Source organism: Nocardioides sp. (genome assembly GCF_050699375.1).
GTDB lineage: Bacteria > Actinomycetota > Actinomycetes > Propionibacteriales > Nocardioidaceae > Nocardioides.
This window is the reverse complement of the sequence record NZ_JBOHDN010000201.1, coordinates 1-16,329: the sequence shown is the minus strand read 5'-3', so window position 1 is coordinate 16,329 and position 16,329 is coordinate 1. Positions and strand designations below refer to the sequence as shown.

At 69.7% G+C, this 16,329-nt stretch carries 15 protein-coding genes; 4 read left to right on the top strand and 11 right to left on the bottom strand.

Translation table 11 applies throughout. From position 1 onward, the window contains the following. Nucleotides 1-1,842 carry a hypothetical protein gene (locus tag ACRDPS_RS14870; RefSeq protein ID WP_431502424.1) on the top strand — a complete coding sequence of 614 codons (1,842 nt, stop codon included), beginning with the start codon at nt 1-3 and terminating at the stop codon, nt 1,840-1,842. 171 nt (nt 1,843-2,013) lie between these two features. Here ACRDPS_RS14870 and ACRDPS_RS14865 read toward each other — a convergent pair whose 3' ends face one another. From ACRDPS_RS14865 to moeZ, 11 genes are all read right to left on the bottom strand, one after another. After that, nucleotides 2,014-5,307 (bottom strand): UvrD-helicase domain-containing protein, encoded by a 3,294-nt coding sequence (locus tag ACRDPS_RS14865; RefSeq protein WP_431502423.1) that lies wholly within the window; start codon nt 5,305-5,307, stop codon nt 2,014-2,016. Between the two features lie 32 nt (nt 5,308-5,339). Next, complete coding sequence (locus tag ACRDPS_RS14860; RefSeq protein ID WP_431502422.1) at nt 5,340-8,675, bottom strand: ATP-dependent helicase; 3,336 nt, start codon at nt 8,673-8,675, stop codon at nt 5,340-5,342. Nucleotides 8,676-8,806: 131 nt separating this feature from the next. Then, on the bottom strand, nt 8,807-9,091 hold the full coding sequence (locus tag ACRDPS_RS14855; protein WP_431502421.1) for a DUF1905 domain-containing protein: 285 nt from the start codon (nt 9,089-9,091) through the stop codon (nt 8,807-8,809). A 5-nt stretch (nt 9,092-9,096) separates the two neighbouring features. Beyond that, on the bottom strand, nt 9,097-9,531 hold the full coding sequence (locus ACRDPS_RS14850; protein WP_431502420.1) for a cupin domain-containing protein: 435 nt from the start codon (nt 9,529-9,531) through the stop codon (nt 9,097-9,099). Further along, a complete protein-coding gene (locus ACRDPS_RS14845; RefSeq protein ID WP_431502419.1) occupies nt 9,512-10,210 on the bottom strand; it encodes a hypothetical protein in 699 nt (232 codons plus the stop codon). The genes ACRDPS_RS14850 and ACRDPS_RS14845 overlap by 20 nt, the downstream gene beginning before the upstream one ends. Nucleotides 10,211-10,294: 84 nt before the next feature. Beyond that, entirely contained in the window at nt 10,295-10,960 is a 666-nt protein-coding gene (locus tag ACRDPS_RS14840; RefSeq protein ID WP_431502441.1) for a lysophospholipid acyltransferase family protein, read from the bottom strand. Beyond that, nucleotides 10,960-11,280 carry an MGMT family protein gene (locus ACRDPS_RS14835; RefSeq protein WP_431502418.1) on the bottom strand — a complete coding sequence of 107 codons (321 nt, stop codon included), beginning with the start codon at nt 11,278-11,280 and terminating at the stop codon, nt 10,960-10,962. Before ACRDPS_RS14835 ends, ACRDPS_RS14840 begins: the two co-directional genes overlap by 1 nt. Nucleotides 11,281-11,360: 80 nt before the next feature. After that, complete coding sequence (locus ACRDPS_RS14830; protein WP_431502417.1) at nt 11,361-12,233, bottom strand: hypothetical protein; 873 nt, start codon at nt 12,231-12,233, stop codon at nt 11,361-11,363. Nucleotides 12,234-12,378: 145 nt separating this feature from the next. Further along, entirely contained in the window at nt 12,379-13,044 is a 666-nt protein-coding gene (locus tag ACRDPS_RS14825) for a class F sortase (protein WP_431502416.1), read from the bottom strand. Further along, on the bottom strand, nt 13,041-13,331 hold the full coding sequence (locus ACRDPS_RS14820; RefSeq protein ID WP_431502415.1) for a hypothetical protein: 291 nt from the start codon (nt 13,329-13,331) through the stop codon (nt 13,041-13,043). Before ACRDPS_RS14820 ends, ACRDPS_RS14825 begins: the two co-directional genes overlap by 4 nt. Before the next feature lie 199 nt (nt 13,332-13,530). Beyond that, entirely contained in the window at nt 13,531-14,745 is a 1,215-nt protein-coding gene (gene moeZ / locus ACRDPS_RS14815; protein WP_431502414.1) for an adenylyltransferase/sulfurtransferase MoeZ, read from the bottom strand. 127 nt (nt 14,746-14,872) lie between these two features. Here moeZ and ACRDPS_RS14810 point away from each other — a divergent pair, with 127 nt between their 5' ends. The 3 genes from ACRDPS_RS14810 (at nt 14,873) to ACRDPS_RS14800 (ending at nt 16,285) form a co-directional block, all read left to right on the top strand. Continuing rightward, nucleotides 14,873-15,505 (top strand): TetR/AcrR family transcriptional regulator, encoded by a 633-nt coding sequence (locus tag ACRDPS_RS14810; RefSeq protein ID WP_431502413.1) that lies wholly within the window; start codon nt 14,873-14,875, stop codon nt 15,503-15,505. Between the two features lie 111 nt (nt 15,506-15,616). Continuing rightward, entirely contained in the window at nt 15,617-15,838 is a 222-nt protein-coding gene (locus ACRDPS_RS14805) for a DUF3107 domain-containing protein (RefSeq protein ID WP_431502412.1), read from the top strand. A gap of 135 nt (nt 15,839-15,973) precedes the next feature. Further along, complete coding sequence (locus tag ACRDPS_RS14800; RefSeq protein WP_431502411.1) at nt 15,974-16,285, top strand: hypothetical protein; 312 nt, start codon at nt 15,974-15,976, stop codon at nt 16,283-16,285. Nucleotides 16,286-16,329: the final 44 nt, after the last annotated feature.

The following is a 16,329-nucleotide window of genomic DNA, read 5'->3' as shown; positions in this document are numbered from 1 at the left end:
GTGGTCCGGTTCTGGCGCATCGCCGCTGTCGTCTCCGTCATGGTCGCTCTCGCGGTCAACATCTACATCGCCTGGGGATCCAGCCTCTCGTTCATGTACGACGAGATCGGAACCGTCATCCACGGCCGGACCGTCCTCGGGCTCGACGCACCACAGCTGAACACACCCGGCTACTACCCCGGCTGGGGCGTGCTGCTGGCGCCGCTGTGGCTGGTCACCTCGAACGTGTTCACGTTCTACAAGCTCGCGATCGTCGTCGGCCTGGCGATCGCCATGATCACGATCTGGCCGCTGGCCCGAGTGGCTGTACGTCTCTGCGGCGTCACACCCGCGCAGGGCGTGGTCGCGGGCGCCATCGTGATGGCGTTGCCGCCCCGAGCGGTCCAGGCCGACTACATCCTCTCCGAGCGCCTCATCACGCTGCTCGTCGTCGTGGCGACCCTGGTGGCGTTCCGGCTCTACACGAAGCCCACCTACCGCGGCGTACTCCTGCTCAGCCTGCTCACCGGTCTCTCGCTGTTCTCCCACGCCCGGATGCAGGTCTTCGTCGCCGCGGTGGCGCTGTGGCTGGTCTGCCTCCTCGTCCACAGCCTCCTGGCCCGCAGGTGGCGGATCGCTCTGGTCTTCCTCGCCGGGCTGGTCGCCACCGGCGTGCTGGCCGTGATGGCCAACAAGGCGGCGCTGTGGTTCCACGCGCAGCTGGTGCCGTGGAAGTTCCTCCAGGCGGAGGACTTCTTCGACAAGGTCGCCGCGGCCAACCCACGCTTCTGGGTCGACACCTTCGCGGGTGAGGCCTGGACGCAGCTGGTCGGCAGCTTCGGCGTCGTGGTCGTCGGCCTCGTGGTCGTGTTCGCGCTCTTCTGGAAGGAGCTCCGCTCGCGGCAGGTGGGGCCGGCCGGGTTCGTGCTGATCGCGGCGGGGTCGATGTACGTGCTCAGCTGCCTGAACTGGGGCAACGAGTACTCCCTGTTCACCATGGAGTGGCGACGCTTCGACTACTGGATCTACGGGCGCTACATCGACCCGGTCTTCGCGGTCCTCGTGCTGGCCGGTGTCTGCGCGGCGATCCAGGCCGTACGCTCCCGGGCGGTCCTCGTCTGGTCCTGGGTCCTCGTCGCCGGGATCTCGCTGGTGACCATTCTCGTCGTCGCACCCGACGCTCCCACCTGGGCGTACACCACACCGGCGCACATCCCGGGCGCGATCCCGTGGTGGTGGACGCTTCCGGACGGAGAGTTCCCGCAGCCCGGGCCGATCCCGTCCTTCACCAACGAGAACCGCTTCTGGCTGATCGCGACCCTGTGCGCGTTGGTTCCGCTGGTGGTCTGGACGCTGCTCGCCGCGCTCCCGCGGCTGGGTTCGCGGCTGGGCTCACGGCTGGGCTCACTGACGGCCGACCGGGTGCGCTCGGTGGTCGTCACCGCGCTCATCCTCGTGCTGGGAACCACCGCTTCGGTGGTCGCCGACACCGCCTCGGACGAGTTCCACGACCACTTCAACCGCGACACCCCGGTCATCGGCGAGCTCCGCTCGATCCTCGCCGAGCACCCCGACGCGGTCGTCGCCTACGACAACAACTGCCCACGCCGCCGCTCGTCGATGAACGCCGAGCGAAACTGGCTGATGTGGTGGATGCTGCCCACGATCGTCAAGCGCCAGTGGGAGTGGGGCGACGACATCGTCTTCTCCTGCCCGAACGGTGAGCCGGCCTACGTCACCGGCGCGGTGATGCTGCGCGATCGCCCGTTCCCGCTCGCCACCGTCTGGATCCTCCCCGGCGACCTGCTCGACTCGCTGCGCGAGTCTGGTGAGCTGCCGGAGGTTGCGCGGACGGTCAAGTAGCTGTCCCTCTGATCGCCGTTGCACACCCACATCAGAGGCCGCCAGGCGAGAGGGCGGTCCCTGCGCCGAACGAAAATTCGTTCGCCGCGCCGCCCCACTCCCACCAGGGATGCTCCCGGGGCGGGCGAAAAATTTCGCCCGCCGACCACCCCATCCGGCCGCCCAAAGGCGTCAGCGCCCCCCGCCCACGATCCGCTCCAGCTCCGCCCGTCCCGGAAGCCCGGACGGCTCGACGAGCCGGCCAGAGCGTACGTAGCAGAAGGCCGCCCTGACCTGCGACAACGGCACCCCCGTCAGCTCCGCCCACCCAAGCCGGTAGAGGGCGAGCTGGAGCGGGTCGGCGTTCTGGGTCTGGTTGGTCTTCCAGTCCACGATCAAGAAGCTCCCGTCGGGTTCCTGATAGACCGCATCGACCCGCCCACGCACGACCTGACCTGCGAGGACGATCGCGAAGGCGGCCTCGACGCGGTACGGCGGACGGTCGGCGAACGGACCCTGCTCGAAGGCGGCGATGACCTCCTCGAGACCGGACTCGTCCTCGATGCCGTGGTCGGCGCGGCCGGGCAGATCGTCGGGATCGAAGAGATCCTGCTGCCCGAACCGGGCCTCCACCCAGGCGTGGAACCGGGTGCCGAAGCGGGCCTGGGATGAGGGCTTGCGTGGCATCGGGCGCACCAGGTCCGCCGCGAATCCGAGCGGGTCGTCACGCAGCCTCGACATCGCCGTGGCGGACATCGAGGACGGCAGTGGAACGACCACCTCGGGCGCGCGCTCACGCTCGGCCTCGGTGAGCAGTCGCTCGATCTCCTCGTCCCATTGGTTCACCTGCTCGAGCAGGGTGAGGTCGTCGAGGTCATCAGGCCCCGGTGATGCCTCCCTGACCAGCTTGGCCGCCTCCAGGCGGCGCTCCACCTCGTGGGTGTGATGGTTGATCGGCCATGGCAGGTCGACCTCCTGGGAGGCGTACGGATTCTCCTCCTCGCCCGCTGTTCCCGTTTTCTTGGGTCCCGTTTTCTTGGGTCCCGTTTCCTTGGGTCCCGTCTTCTTGGGCACGACCTCGGCCCAGCGTTCGGGCCTCGCTCCCCATTGCAGCAGCGCCTCGCGGGTCTTCTCCACATAGGCGGACGGCCCACGCCCCTCCTTGATCGATGGTGACCAGCGCCAGCACGAGACGAACTGCACGTGCCGTGCCCGGGTCCAGGCGACGTACGCCAGGCGCAGCTCCTCCACCTGTTCGTGCTCCTTGCGCTCAGCCAGCAGCGCGTCGATCGAGTCGGCGTCGTGACCGAGGAGCTGCGGCAGGTCATCACGGTCACCGCGGAGCGCGGCGGGCATGACCGAGGGAACGGTCAGCCACGACGAGCGCGTCTGACCGGTGGGGAACTTCTTGTGGGTCACCCCGACCAGGAAGACGACGTCCCACTCCAGTCCTTTGGCGCGGTGGACGGTGAGCAGCTTGACCGAGTCGGCTTCCGACGGGGTGGCGACGTCGAGACCTTGGCCGTACTCGTCCTCGGCCTCCAGATAGGCCAACAGCGCGGCCAGGGTGACCTGGCCGTCGAGACCCTCGAACTCGGCGACCGCCTGGACGAAGAGGTCGAGGTTGTCGCGTCTGGCCGAGGCGGCCGGGGAGACCGAGGCGGCCAGCTCTACGTCGATGCCGGTGACGTCGATGATCCGGCGGACCAGGTCGAGGAGTGGCTCGTTGACCGCGCGCCGCAGCCCCCGGAGCTCCTCGCTGAGGAGCTTGAAGCGGTCCCTGGCCGACGGCGAGTAGTCGTAGTCCTGGTCGCCGGGATCCTCCAAGGCGTCGTTGAGCGAGGGGATCTCGGTGGGGTCGGTGCCCTCGACGGCCGCCTCGAGCTGTCGCTCGATGTCCGCGAACTCCTCCGCACCGCCGACGACGCCGGCCAGGTCGCGCGACCGGCGGCCCAGGATGGCCAGGTCGCGGGGTCCGATCGCCCAGCGGGGTCCGGCGAGCAGGGTGAGCAGGGCGGCGTTGGCGGTGACGTCGTGGAGCAGCTCCATGGTGGCCACGACCTCGGCCACCTCCGGCAGCCTGAGCAGCCCCTTCAGGCCGACGATCTCGACCGGGATCTCGCGCGCGGTGAGCGCGTCGAAGACGGCCGCCGCCTGCGTGTTGTCCCTGGTCAGTACGCCGATCTCCCTCCACTCCCCGACCGCCTCGTGAGCCTCGATCACCTGGTCGGCGAGCCAGAGCAGCTCCTCGTCGTACGTCTCGTGAACGTGCACCCGCACCTCGCCGTCCTGGGCACCCTCGGCAGCGACCAGGCGCTCGTGCTCGCGTCCCTCGTAGAGCTGGGCGGCCAGATGGTTGGCTGTGTCGAGGATGCGGGCGTCGGAGCGGCGGTTGACCGTCAACGAGTACGCATGGGTCCGGCCGTCGTCGATGGCCGAGCCCGCCTTCGGAGGAAAGTCCCTGGAGAACTCGAGGATGTTGCTCACCGAGGCCCCCCGCCAGCCGTAGATCGCCTGGTTGGGGTCGCCGACCGCGGTGACCGGGTGACCGTCGCCGAAGAGCCGGGCGAGCATCTGCGCCTGGGCCACGGAGGTGTCCTGGTATTCGTCGAGCAGCACCACCTTGAACTTCCCACGCTCGATCTCGCCGACCTCGGGGGTCTCCACGGCGAGCCGAGCGGCCAGCGCGATCTGGTCGGAGAAGTCCATCAGCCCGAGCCGGTCCTTGAGGCGCCGGTAGCCGTCGACCAGGTCGAGCAGCTCATAGCGCTTGTCGATCGCGTCGATCGCCTTCTCGACCTTGCCCAGCTTTGTCTTGACGCGCTTCCCGTCGGCGAGCTGCGCCTTCAGATCGGCCGCCTCGAGCGCGAACAGGGATCGCTCGTTGCGGTCGTAGGCACGCAGCGTGGTGGGGTCGACGAGGTGCTCGGAGAGCTCGGCGTCGAGAGCGAGCAGCTGCTGCACGGCCAGCTTCGGGTAGTCGGTCAGCTTCTCGACCGGGTTCGTGTGCCGGGCCACGGCCCGGGCGGCCAGCTGATAGCGGGTGGCGTCGGCGATCAGCCGGGTGTCGGGCTCGTGGCCGATCCGCAGGCCGTGCTCGGAGAGCAGGCTGGAGGCGTAGGAGTGGTAGGTCGACACGGTCGGCTCGGTCGGCTCCTCCTCCGCCGGGTCCGCGCCGGGCTGCGGCGGACCCGCGCGGCGTTCGGGCCACAGCCCCGCCTTCTGCAGCGACTCCCGGATCCTGGTCGCCAGCTCGGCGGTCGCCTTCGTGGTGAAGGTCAGGCCCAGCACCTCGCCGGGCAGCACGCGGCCGGTGGCAACCAGCCAGACGACCCGGGCGGCCATGACCGCCGTCTTGCCGGAGCCGGCCCCGGCGATGACCACAGCCGGCTCCAGCGGCGCGGTGATCGCCCGGAACTGCTCCTCGCTGTAGAGCCAGTCGTGGCCCATCAGCTTGGCGAGCTCCTCAGGGGTGCCAACGCTCATAACAGCGTTCGGGCCTGGGTTGACGACAGAGTTCATGACAGCACCGATCCCGAGGTCTGCGTAGGGCAGAGCGCGACGAACAGACACCGGTCGCACTGCTTGCCGGGCCTGGCGACGAAGTCCTCGGCCCGGACCGTCGCCACCGCCTTCTCCAGCTGAGAGATGATCTCCGGCGGCTCGGGCGCCTGCACCTGCACCTTCGGCAGCTCGCTCCCCGAACCCGCGGGATGACGCAGCTGGATCAGCTCCGCTCCCCCGGCGGTCGCTTCGGGCGCCAGGTCGGAGGCAGCGCCGTGCTCGACGGCCAGCTGGTAGAGCCCGAGCTGGCCGTGCTCACGCACCTCCTGAGCGGTCGGCGGATACTTGCCCGTCTTCAGGTCGACCACCACGACTCGGCCGCTCTCATCGAGCTCCAACCGGTCCGCGTAGCCATTGAGTCGCACCGTCTCCCCGCTGGGCAGCTCGACCTTGGCGGTCAGCTGCTCCTCGAACCCGATCACGGTGCGCGCGCCGGGGCGCCGGTGCCAGGTCAGGAACCTGCCCAGCACCTCCTGGACGGCCTCTCGCTCGCGGGCAGCCGACCAGGGCGTACGGAACTCGAGGCGCCCCCAGACCTCGTCCACGAACGGCATCAGGTCCTCGACGCTGGCCGCGTCGAGGTCGCCCCGGGCCAGCTGCTCGGCGATCGCGTGCACCACCTTGCCGAATCCCTGAGAGGACGAGTCGGTGACCGCGCCACCGGCCTCGCGGGCCAGGAACCACTGCGCGGGACAGGTCAGGATCGCCTCCAGGGCCGACGCACTGAGCGTGATCGGGCGGTCCTCGGCGCGGACCGGGACCGAGGCGTACGTCGGGGCTCGCAGCCCCCACCACGTCGAGGGGTCCGCGGCGGCCGCGACCCTCTTGCCGCGGACCTCGGTGACGGCCAGCTTCTGCAGTCTTCTCGCGGCCGCCTGGCGCAACCCGTCGGGCTGGGCGGGATCCGCCGCGGTCCGGCGAAGCTCGGCGACCAGGCCGGCCAACGACAGCGGCCGATCCGGCCGGCCGATCCGGTGGCGGATCTGGTCGTCGCGCAGACCCAGCTCGTTGATGAATCTCGACGGCTGGTCGCCGTCGTCGTCGGGTGACTTCACCGCGGTCACGACGAGCCGGGAGCGGGCACGGGTGGCGGCCACGTAGAAGAGCCGACGCTCCTCGGCGAGCATCGCCGTGCGGGTCAGCGGCGGCAGCAGACCGCCGTGGTGACCGTCGGGCATCGCCGGGGCGATCCGGTCGGGGCCGAGGAGCGAGTCGCGGCGGCGCAGGTCCGGCCAGGCGCCCTCCTGGACGTGTGCGACGACCACGAGGCCCCACTCCAGCCCCTTGGACCGGTGCGCGGTGAGCAGTCGCACCGCCGACCCGCGCACCCCCTTGTCGGCCAGGGTGTCGGCCGGGATCTCCTGAGCGCGGAGCGTGGCCAGGAAGGTCTCCACCGACGTGAACTCCTGCCGGCCCTCGATCTTGGCGGCGGTGTCGAAGAGCGCCACGATCGCGTCCAGGTCGCGGTGAGCCAGGCGCGCGGCGGCGCCACCCGACTCCACCTGCGTCCGCAGCCGCTGTCCCCAGTCGGCGCCGTCCCACAGCGTCCACAGCACCTGCTCGGCCCCGGCGCCCTCCTTCAGAGCGGCCCGGCCGCTGGCGAGCAGCTCCGCAAGGCGACGTACGCGCCCCAGCACCCGCCCCTCGCCGCCGCCCGTCGAGCCCGCGCCGCTGGTCGAGCCGGATTCGTGAGGTACGCGCGCATCCGCGTCGGGGCCAGCACGGCCCCCTCCGTCGCTCGATGGGACGGTGTCGGCCTCGACACCGCTCGCTTCGCTCACCGCCTCGACCGACGTGGGATCGAGGACGGCGCGACGTACGAGATCGGGCGCGGCGACCTCCGGAAAGCGAGCCCGCAACGTGCGAGTGAGCGCGCGGACGTCGGTGGCGTCCAGCCCGCCGAGCGGCCCGGTGAGCAGGTCCGCGCACCGCTCCGGGCGTACGTAACGCTCATCGAGATCCGACTCGACATCGGCGTCGACGACGACCCCGAGCGCGTCGAGGAGCACGGCGGCGGCCGGCTCGCGCACCAGCGGCGTCTCGTCGGAGGCGACCTCGACCGGCACCCCGGCCGCGGACAGCGACCGCCGCAGCTGCGGGATCGAGGTGCGGCCCGAGCGCACCAGCACGGCCATGTCGGACCAGTCGATGCCGTCCTCGAGATGGGCCCGGCGGAGCAGGTCGGCGATGTGCTCGGTCTCGGCCCGGTCGGTGTCGAAGGTGAGCACCTCGGCCCGCCCCGGGTCCTCGGCCAGCGGATGCGGGTTTCGGAACGTGTCGTAGGCCGCGACCGGGATCGCCCCGCGCACCGAGATCCCCGCCGCGATCGACCGGGACGCCCGCAGCAGCCGCGACCCGAACCGGCGGGTCGTCCCCAGCGCCACCACCGGCGCGTGCCGCCGCTCACGGGTCGGGAACTGTGCGGGGAAGTCGAGGATACCGTTGACGTCCGCGCCCCGGAAACCGTAGATCGACTGGTCCGGGTCGCCGACGACGATCAGGTCGCGGCCGTCCCCGGCCAGTGCCTGCAGGAGCGCGACCTGGCTGGGGTCGGTGTCCTGATACTCGTCCACGAAGACGCAGGCATACTCGGCACGGAGCTCGGCCGAGTGCCGCTCGGCCTCGATCACGCCGCGCATGATCAGGTCGGGATAGTCGATGGCGGACTGGGCGCCGAGCACGTCGAGATACTGCTCCAGGAACCAGCCGGCCGCGACGAACTCCGCGATGCCCTCGTCGTGCCCCAGCCTCACCAGCTGGTCGGGGTCGAGCCCGCGCTCGCGTGCCCGCGCGATCACGGTCTGCACCTCGCGCGCGAACCCGCGCGTCCCGACAGCCATCCGGAACCGCTCCGGCCACCTGACCGACTCCGGGCTGTCGGCCAGCAGCTCCTGCAGCACCACGTCGGCCTCGGGCGCGGAGAGCAGAGTCAACGGCGCGGCGTAGAGCTCGGCCGGAGCGAAGCGCCGCACCAGCCCGTAGGCGAAGGAGTGGAACGTCGAAGAGACCGCCCCGGACAGCGTGCGACCCAGCCGTGCCGTCACCCGGTCCCGTAGCTGCTCGGCGGCCTTGCGCGAGAAGGTCAGCGCCAACAGCTGATCGGGGCGTACGCCGCGGTTCTCGATCCGGTCGACCACCGCCTCGACCAGCGTGGTCGTCTTGCCCGTCCCAGGCCCGGCAAGCACCAGCAGCGGCCCGTCGCCGTGCTCCACGACCGACCGCTGGTGCTCGTCGAGCACCGGCACGCTCGCGGCGCTCGGCGGCGGGGCAAGGCGGTAGGCGAGACTCACGGGACTACCCAATCAGACGGCGCCGACATCCGAGCCTTGCCCGGCGCTTGCGGCGGGCAAACGCGAGGGGATCGAGCGAGCGCAGCGGCTGAGCCTGCGAAGCCGCGAAGCGGGTCGAGATCGACACAGTTTCAATGACCGAGTCGCATGCTCACCGCGACGACATCGTCCAGACCGATCCCCTCCGCCTTACGGACGACGACCTTCAGCGGAAGGAGATAGGTGCCGTTCTTGGGAAAGAGCGCGGTCGTGAACGTGGTCGCCCCGATGGTCGCGGTGACGGCGACCTGGCCCCAGTACTCCAGCCCCCGCGCGTCCTCCTTGAGGTCCTCGGCGTCCTCGACAGGCATGGGCACGTAGTAGAACGGCGCCGGCCCGCGCCACTCGATCACGGCTCCTTCGAATGCGTACTCCACGGCGGCTACTCCGCGGCCAGCTCGAAGTCGTCGAAGTCGAACCCGGGAGAGACCAGGCAGGAGACGAGCGCGTCCATCGAGGAGGGGACCGTACGCTGCCACACCCCCGCCGGCACGACGGCCTGCGGCACCTGGCCGGCGCCGAGGTCCACCCCGACGGTCACGGTCTCGCCCTCGACCGGCGTCGCGTCGGCCCCGCCGAGCTGCAGGGACACGACACCGGTGTGCGCCAGCCAGATCTCGTCGGAGCGCACCCGGTGCCAGGCCGACGACTCGCCGGCCAGGAGCCGGAAGTAGATCAACGTCGCGGTCGGACGCACCCGGCCGTCGGGCAGCGTGACGGTCTCGGCGGCGGCCCAGGTCTGCCGGAACGAGCCGCCCTCGGGATGCGGGGCGAGGTCAAGTGCGGAGGTGATGGAGTCAGCGGTCACCCGGCTCATTGTGCCGGGTCTCGTTGGCGGGATCGTCGGGGAAGCGCGGGTCGCCGAGCAGGTACTGCCAGAGCAGCCCCGGCTTCTTGTGCGGAGCCGGCTTGGGGCGGCCGCTGTCGCGGCTCTCGACCGCGTCCCAGACGGCGTCGAGGGGCCGGGCCACGCGGCGTACGACCTTTCCGGGCAGCCCGGTGTGCGGGAGGTGGGGATGTGGGCGCGAGGGTGCCTTGCGATCCGCGGCCGACATCCGTTCCGCGACCAGGAGGAGCTCGTCGTCGGAGGCCTCCTCGGCGAGCCGCGAGACCAGCCTGTCCTCCTGCTCCTCCTGGGCGTCGAGCGCCTCCTCGACCTCGCCCCACAGCGTCGGCCAATCGTGGGTGGTCTCCCAGGTGGAGCCGTACTCGTGCGCCTTCACATGGAAGAGCAGCACCTCCAGGTGCCGCGCGGCGGGGAGATAGTCATGGACCAGGCCGGCGCCGCCCTCGCAATGAGCGGAGACCGCCGGAAGGAGCACCTCGTCCACCGCATGCAGGTGGCGAGCGGTCCCGGCGTTGAACCGGTCGATCGGTGGGCAGCCCCGGCGGGTCTGCTCCGGCCTGGCGATGATCGTCCGAGCGTGGGCCAGGCGTCCAGCAAGCTCGTCGTGCTTGTGTCGCAGCTCGTCCTGCAACACGGTCGTGGTGGCCATCTGCCTCACCTCGGCTGCTAGCCCTCTGATGTTGCTCCGTCACCTTCCAGAGTGCGCCCCTTCTCGGCCTGGCGCAATAGCTGCTCAGGCTTCGGCGGGCCGCTCGTTGTAGACGCCGGCGGCCTCCTGGCCGCTCAGCGCGGCGATCGACTCCATGACCTCGTCGGTGATGACCCGGCGGGCCTTGCCGAGAGGTACGCCGTCGAAGCGGCCGGCCACCTCGATCGGCTGTCCGAACGCGACCGAGATCTTGGCCAGGCGGGGCAGGTTCGAGCCCACCGGCTGGAGCTCCGCGGTCCCCCGCAGACCCACCGGCACCACGGGCACGCCGGCGGTCAGAGCCAGGTGCGCCACGCCCGTACGTCCTCGATAGAGCCGCCCATCACGCGAACGGGTGCCCTCGGGGTAGATCCCGAACGCCTCACCCTCGCCGAGGACCTCCAGCGCCACCTCCAGCGAGCCGAGCGCGGCCTGCGGGTCGTCGCGGTCGACCGGCAGCATCCCCATCCCCTCGAACCACGCCTTCTGGGCCGCGCCCTTGATCCCGGTGCCGGTGAAGTAGTCCGACTTGGCCAGGAAGTGCACCCGCCGGGGCGAGACCGACGGGATCACGATCGAGTCGGCGAAGCTGAGGTGGTTGCTGGCCAGGATCACACCGCCGGTGCGCGGGACGTTCTCGGCCCCGGTCACCGTCGGTCGCAAGATGGTTCGCAGAAGGGGCGGCACGACGGCGTGGAGGGCGCGATACATCACCCGGACATCGTAGGCGGCAGCCACATCGCCGCGCGCAGGTCCACTGCCCCTGAGATGCGCCGCGGGGTGCCCTCCTCCAGATAGGCCTGCCGAGCCTCGTCGCCGTGGGAGGCGGGCAGCGAGCCGTCGGCCCGCACCACACGCCACCACGGCATCCCGGCGCCGTCTCGCGCCATCACCGAGCCGACCTGCCGCGGCCCGCCTCCGAACTCGTCGAAGAGGGCATCGGCGATCGCGCCGTACGTCGTCACCTGCCCGCGTGGAACCCGCTCGACAAGACTGAGCACAGCCTCCACATACGCCTCCCGGTCGGTCATTACTTGAACCTACGACGCGGGAGCCCCGGAGTCACTGGGTGACTCTGGAACTCCCGCGTCGCGAATCGCAGGGTCGTGGATCAGAGGGGGGAGCCAGAGAACGGCTCGGTGCCCTCGACCAGACGCAGACCGGAGATGCCCGAGTGCGCCTGGGCGTACTCCAGCTCGAGGTCCATGTCGCCGATGTTGTTGGAGCCCGCGAGCGGGGCGAGGCCCAGGGTCGACAGGGTTCCGACGGCCTTGCCGTCGGCGCTCAGGAAGCCGGAGCCGGAGTCACCGGGGATGCCGGGGGTGACGTTGTAGAGCGGGTGCGACCAGCGGGTGCCGTTGACGTCGTCGCCGAGCGAGAACCCGACCTTCGGCGAGAGCGCGTCCAGGTCGGCACGGATCGAGGAGTTGCCGTAGGAGTAGACCTGGTCACCAGCGGCGGTGCCATCGGTGTCGATGCCCGTGGGGCCGCCCCAGATCGGCACGCTCGGGTTGACCTTGCCCTTGTCACCGGCGCTCACCTTGACCAGTGCGAAGTCGTTGTAGGCACAGGTGTCGGGGTCCTTGGTGCCGCGCTTCTGCATGGTGTCCCATGAGGAGTACGCGAGTGCCCCCTTGCCGACGACGGTGCCCTCGCTCAGCAGCGAGCCACCCTCGTTGAAGGTCACCGGCGTGCCCAGCGGGAGCGACTTGGCCGCGCAGCCGTTGGTGTCGGTGGCCTCGCCGAGACCCGCACAGTGGGCGGCGTAGCCGACGTAGACGTTCGACGCGGAGTCGGTGAAGACGAAGTTGGAGGTGCACTGGGCACCGTTGGTGTACATCTGCACGCCCGGGGCGATCTGGGCAGTGTCAGCAGGAGCCCACGCGTGAGCAGCGGACGGAATCAGAGCCGGCACGAGAGCGGCAGTCAGGGCGCTGGCGGCAATGGCTGCAGCGCGGCGGACGGAGCGACGGGTGCGGAGCATGTGGGGTGCCTCAGTTCATCGGTGACGTGACTCACACTCAACGATGGCCGGTGGGCCGAGGTTACGAGTTGTTCACCAACTGGGATCAGGTTTAGCGATCGCGCAGGTGGCGGCGCGTAGCAGGCGGCCGTACCTGCGCGATCTCTTATTCGTCCGGGACGGCGACCACCACGGTGTTGCCCTGGAACGAGGTGCCGTCCCAGTCGTCGCAGGTCACCACGACCAGACGAGCCTCACCGTCGGGGTCGAAGAGCTTGGCGCTGCGCTTGGCGACCTGGTCCTTGGTGAGGTCACGCATGGAGCGGACCGTATAGCTGAACTCGTCCTTCTTGGTCCGAACGGTGATCTTCTGGCCCTCGTCGACCTCGCCCAGGCGGTCGAGGACACCACCGCCGTTGTGCAGGGTGTGCCCGACGATCAGCACCGAGCCCTCGTCCGACCCGGGCTTCGCACCGCCCTTCCACCAGCCCATGAGGGCAGCGTCGGCGGGCGGGGTGAGGGTGCCGCTCTCCATCGCCAGCGGCACCACGTCGGCGTGCACGTTGAGCGTGGGGATGGAGACGCCGCGTACCTTGCCCTTCTTCTTCGGCACCTCGGCCAGCGCCTCCGCCGGGATCGAGGACGTCGTCCCGGGCGGGGTCGAGCCGGCCTGCGCCTTGTCGATCTTGGCGTAGTAGTCGTACGCGGCATACCCGAGGACCGCGACCGCAACCACCAGGACGACGACGAGGACCTCCCCGGCGAGCGTCTTCAGGCTGGGTTGACGCCTGGGCCGCCGCGGGGGCTCGTAGTGGTCGTAGCCGTGGGTCACTCGGCCGAGCGTGCCACAGCCTCAGCCCGTCTGCGGCGGACGGCCATGGTGACGCCCGCACCCATCAGCAGCGCGCCGACCCCGGCGAAGACATAGGAGGGAGGTACGCCCTCGGTCGGGTCGGCGACGTTCGACTCCAGTCTCTGGGGGTCGATCGTCGTGCTGACCGCGGCACCCGAGGCCGGCTCGGGGGCCTCCTCGGTCGCATGGGCAGGGGCACCGAGAAGCAGACCGCCGGCCAGGCTGGCACCGGCGAGCGTCGCGCTGAGACGAGCGCGTGTGGACAACGTCGAATCCTCCGAGGTTCGTGCATTGGTGCAACTCCGCCCCCCGCAGCTGCGCGGTCAAACTATCGGCTACGCCTGACACAGATAAAGCCAGCGGCGGCCCCAGTGGGGCCACCGCTGGCCAACAGTTCAGTAACTCGGTGGTCGAGCTCGTCGAACGGCGTATCGAGCCGTCGAGATGACCCCCGAGGCGGGCGGATCAGTACGACGGCTGGCTCGGGTCGATCTGGTTGACCCAGGCCACCACGCCACCGCCGACGTGGACCGCGTCGCCGTAGCCGGCGCCCTTCGCGATCGCCAGCACCTCGGCGCTGCGCACACCGCTCTTGCAGTGGAACACCAGCGGCTTGGCGCCGTCCCCGGTGAGCTCGGCGACCTGCGGGATCGCGTTCCCGTTGAGGAACTCGCCCTTGGGGATCAGGACCGCACCCGGGATCTTGTTGATCTCGTACTCGTTGGGCTCGCGCACATCGATGAGCACGAAGTCGCGGTTGCCCTCGTCACGCTCCTTGATCATGTCGGCGAGCTGGGTCACCGCGATCGTCGAGCCGGCCGCGGCGTCGGCGGCCTCGGTGGAGACCGCACCGCAGAACGCGTCGTAGTCGATCAGGTCGGTGACGGTCGGGTTCTCGCCGCACAGCGCGCAGTTGGGGTCCTTGCGGACCTTCAGCTTGCGGTACTCCATCTCCAGTGCGTCGTAGATCATCAGCCTGCCGACCAGCGGCTCACCGATGCCGGTCAGCATCTTGATCGCCTCGTTGACCTGGATCGAGCCGACGCTCGCGCACAGCACACCGAGCACGCCGCCCTCGGCGCAGCTGGGGACCATGCCCGGGGGCGGGGGCTCCGGGTAGAGGCAGCGGTAGCAGGGCGCGTCCTCGCCGATGGTCGGCGCGAACACCGACGCCTGGCCGTCGAAGCGGTAGATCGAGCCCCACACGTAGGGGATCCCGAGGAAGTACGCCGCGTCGTTGACCATGTAGCGGGTGGCGAAGTTGTCGGTACCGTCGACGATCAGGTCGTAGCCGCTGAAGATCTCGCGCACGTTGTCGTTGTCGAGCCGCACGTTGTGCAGCACGATGTTGACGTACGGGTTCACCTCCTTGATCGCCTCGGCGGCGGAGTCGGCCTTGGCCTTGCCCACGGTCGACTGCTTGTGGATGATCTGGCGCTGCAGGTTGGACTCGTCGACCTCGTCGAACTCGACGATGCCCAGCGTGCCGACGCCGGCCGCGGCCAGGTAGAGCAGCGCGGGCGAGCCGAGGCCGCCGGCGCCGATGACCAGCACCTTCGCGTTCTTCAGGCGCTTCTGCCCGTCCATGCCGACGTCGGGGATGATCAGGTGGCGGCTGTAGCGGCGCACCTCATCGATCGTCAGCTCGTCAGCGGGCTCCACGAGCGGGGCTAGGGACACAACGGCTCCTCAGTTCGGACGTACGTATGCCTACTTGAACACCGCAGGCACATCTCCATGTTCCCTCATCTGCGGGCAAGGTAACGACGCGTCCCGCGATCCGAGTACCAGCGGGTAGGCTGCGGGGGTGACCACGCACCAATCCGAGCTCGACCCCACTCGTCCGCGCGGGGCGCGTCTGCCCCGGACGGAGCGACGAGCCCAGCTTCTCGACTCCGCTCTCGAAGTCTTCGTCGCCTACGGCTTCCACGCCGCCGCGATGGACGACATCGCCGAGAGGGCCGGCGTCTCGAAGCCCGTTCTCTATCAGCACTTCCCAGGCAAGCTCGATCTCTATCTGGCGCTGCTGGAGAAGTCCAGCAACGACATGATCGACCGCTGCCGCGCCGCCCTTGAGTCGACCGACGAGAACAAGGAGCGCGTGGCCCGTGCCGTCGAGGCCTTCTACGACTACGTGGCCTCGGAGACCGGCGCCTTCCGGCTCGTCTTCGAGTCCGACCTGAACAACGACCCCGCCGTGCGCGAGCAGGTCGACCGGGTCACCACCGTGTGCGCCGAGGCGGTCGCCGAGGTCATCGCCGAGGACACCGGCTTCCCGGCCGCGGCCTCCCACCTCCTCGCCGTCGGTCTGGTCGGCCAGGCCCAGGTCAGCGCGCGCTACTGGCTCCACGACAACGGCGGCCTGTCGCAGGCCGACGCCGCACGCCTGGTCGCCGGGCTCGCCTGGCGCGGCATCCGGGGTTACCCGAAGACCGACTGAGCCCGTCGGCTCATCTGCTCGTCGTTCCGCTGAGAGCGCAACGGCGAGGTTCATCACCTCTCCTGTGAGAGGATTCCGAAGCATTGATCGACCCATCGCAAGGAGGACCTCGTGGAGGTCAAGATCGGCGTCCAGCAGGCCGCCCGTGAGCTCGTCGTAGAGACCGAAGAGTCCAGCGAGGCAGTGGAGAAGCTCGTCTCCGACGCCCTCGGTGGCGGCGCTGTGCTCGCATTGACCGACAACAAGGGCCGCAAGGTCATCGTCCCGACCGAGAAGCTCGCCTACGTCGAGCTCGGTCCGGCCAAGACCGGCAAGGTCGGATTCGCCGGCTGAGACGGCCAGGATGGCCCGATTCCGGAACCACTTTCCGGGTTTGGGCCATGTTGCCCGTGCAAAGTCGTCCCAACAGGTGCAAGATCGAGATATAGGCGCATTCATGGCGCCAATCACAACCTGAAGGGATAAGGCATGATTGGGACCATTCTCGTCACCCTCATCGGTGGCGTAATCATCGGGGCCCTCGGCAAGTTCCTCGCGCCGGGCGACAAGGACAACATCCCGTTCTGGCTGACGATTGTCTGCGGTATCGGCGGCATGCTGATCGGCAGCTTCATCTACTGGTTCATCTTCGGTCAGAACAACGCCTCGTTCGACGGTCACGCGGCGACCTGGGACAACGCGACCAACGGCATCGACTGGTGGCGTCACATCTGGCAGGTCGTGACCGCCGCCGTTCTGGTGGTCGTTGCCTCCGGTGTCACAGGAAAGTCCAAGGCCTGAGCCTCACCCAGGTCAGTTCGAAGCGGCTCTGCCCCACGTGGGGC

What these genes read in the sequence shown, in the direction of transcription:
- ACRDPS_RS14865 (WP_431502423.1), bottom strand. Translation starts at nt 5,307, where the DNA reads ATGAGCGTTGGCACCCCTGAGGAGCTCGCCAAGCTGATGGGCCACGAC.
- ACRDPS_RS14845 (WP_431502419.1), bottom strand. Translation starts at nt 10,210, where the DNA reads ATGGCCACCACGACCGTGTTGCAGGACGAGCTGCGACACAAGCACGAC.
- ACRDPS_RS14835 (WP_431502418.1), bottom strand. Translation starts at nt 11,280, where the DNA reads ATGACCGACCGGGAGGCGTATGTGGAGGCTGTGCTCAGTCTTGTCGAG.
- ACRDPS_RS14840 (WP_431502441.1), bottom strand. Translation starts at nt 10,960, where the DNA reads ATGTATCGCGCCCTCCACGCCGTCGTGCCGCCCCTTCTGCGAACCATC.
- ACRDPS_RS14830 (WP_431502417.1), bottom strand. Translation starts at nt 12,233, where the DNA reads ATGCTCCGCACCCGTCGCTCCGTCCGCCGCGCTGCAGCCATTGCCGCC.
- ACRDPS_RS14800 (WP_431502411.1), top strand. Translation starts at nt 15,974, where the DNA reads ATGATTGGGACCATTCTCGTCACCCTCATCGGTGGCGTAATCATCGGG.
- ACRDPS_RS14850 (WP_431502420.1), bottom strand. Translation starts at nt 9,531, where the DNA reads ATGAGCCGGGTGACCGCTGACTCCATCACCTCCGCACTTGACCTCGCC.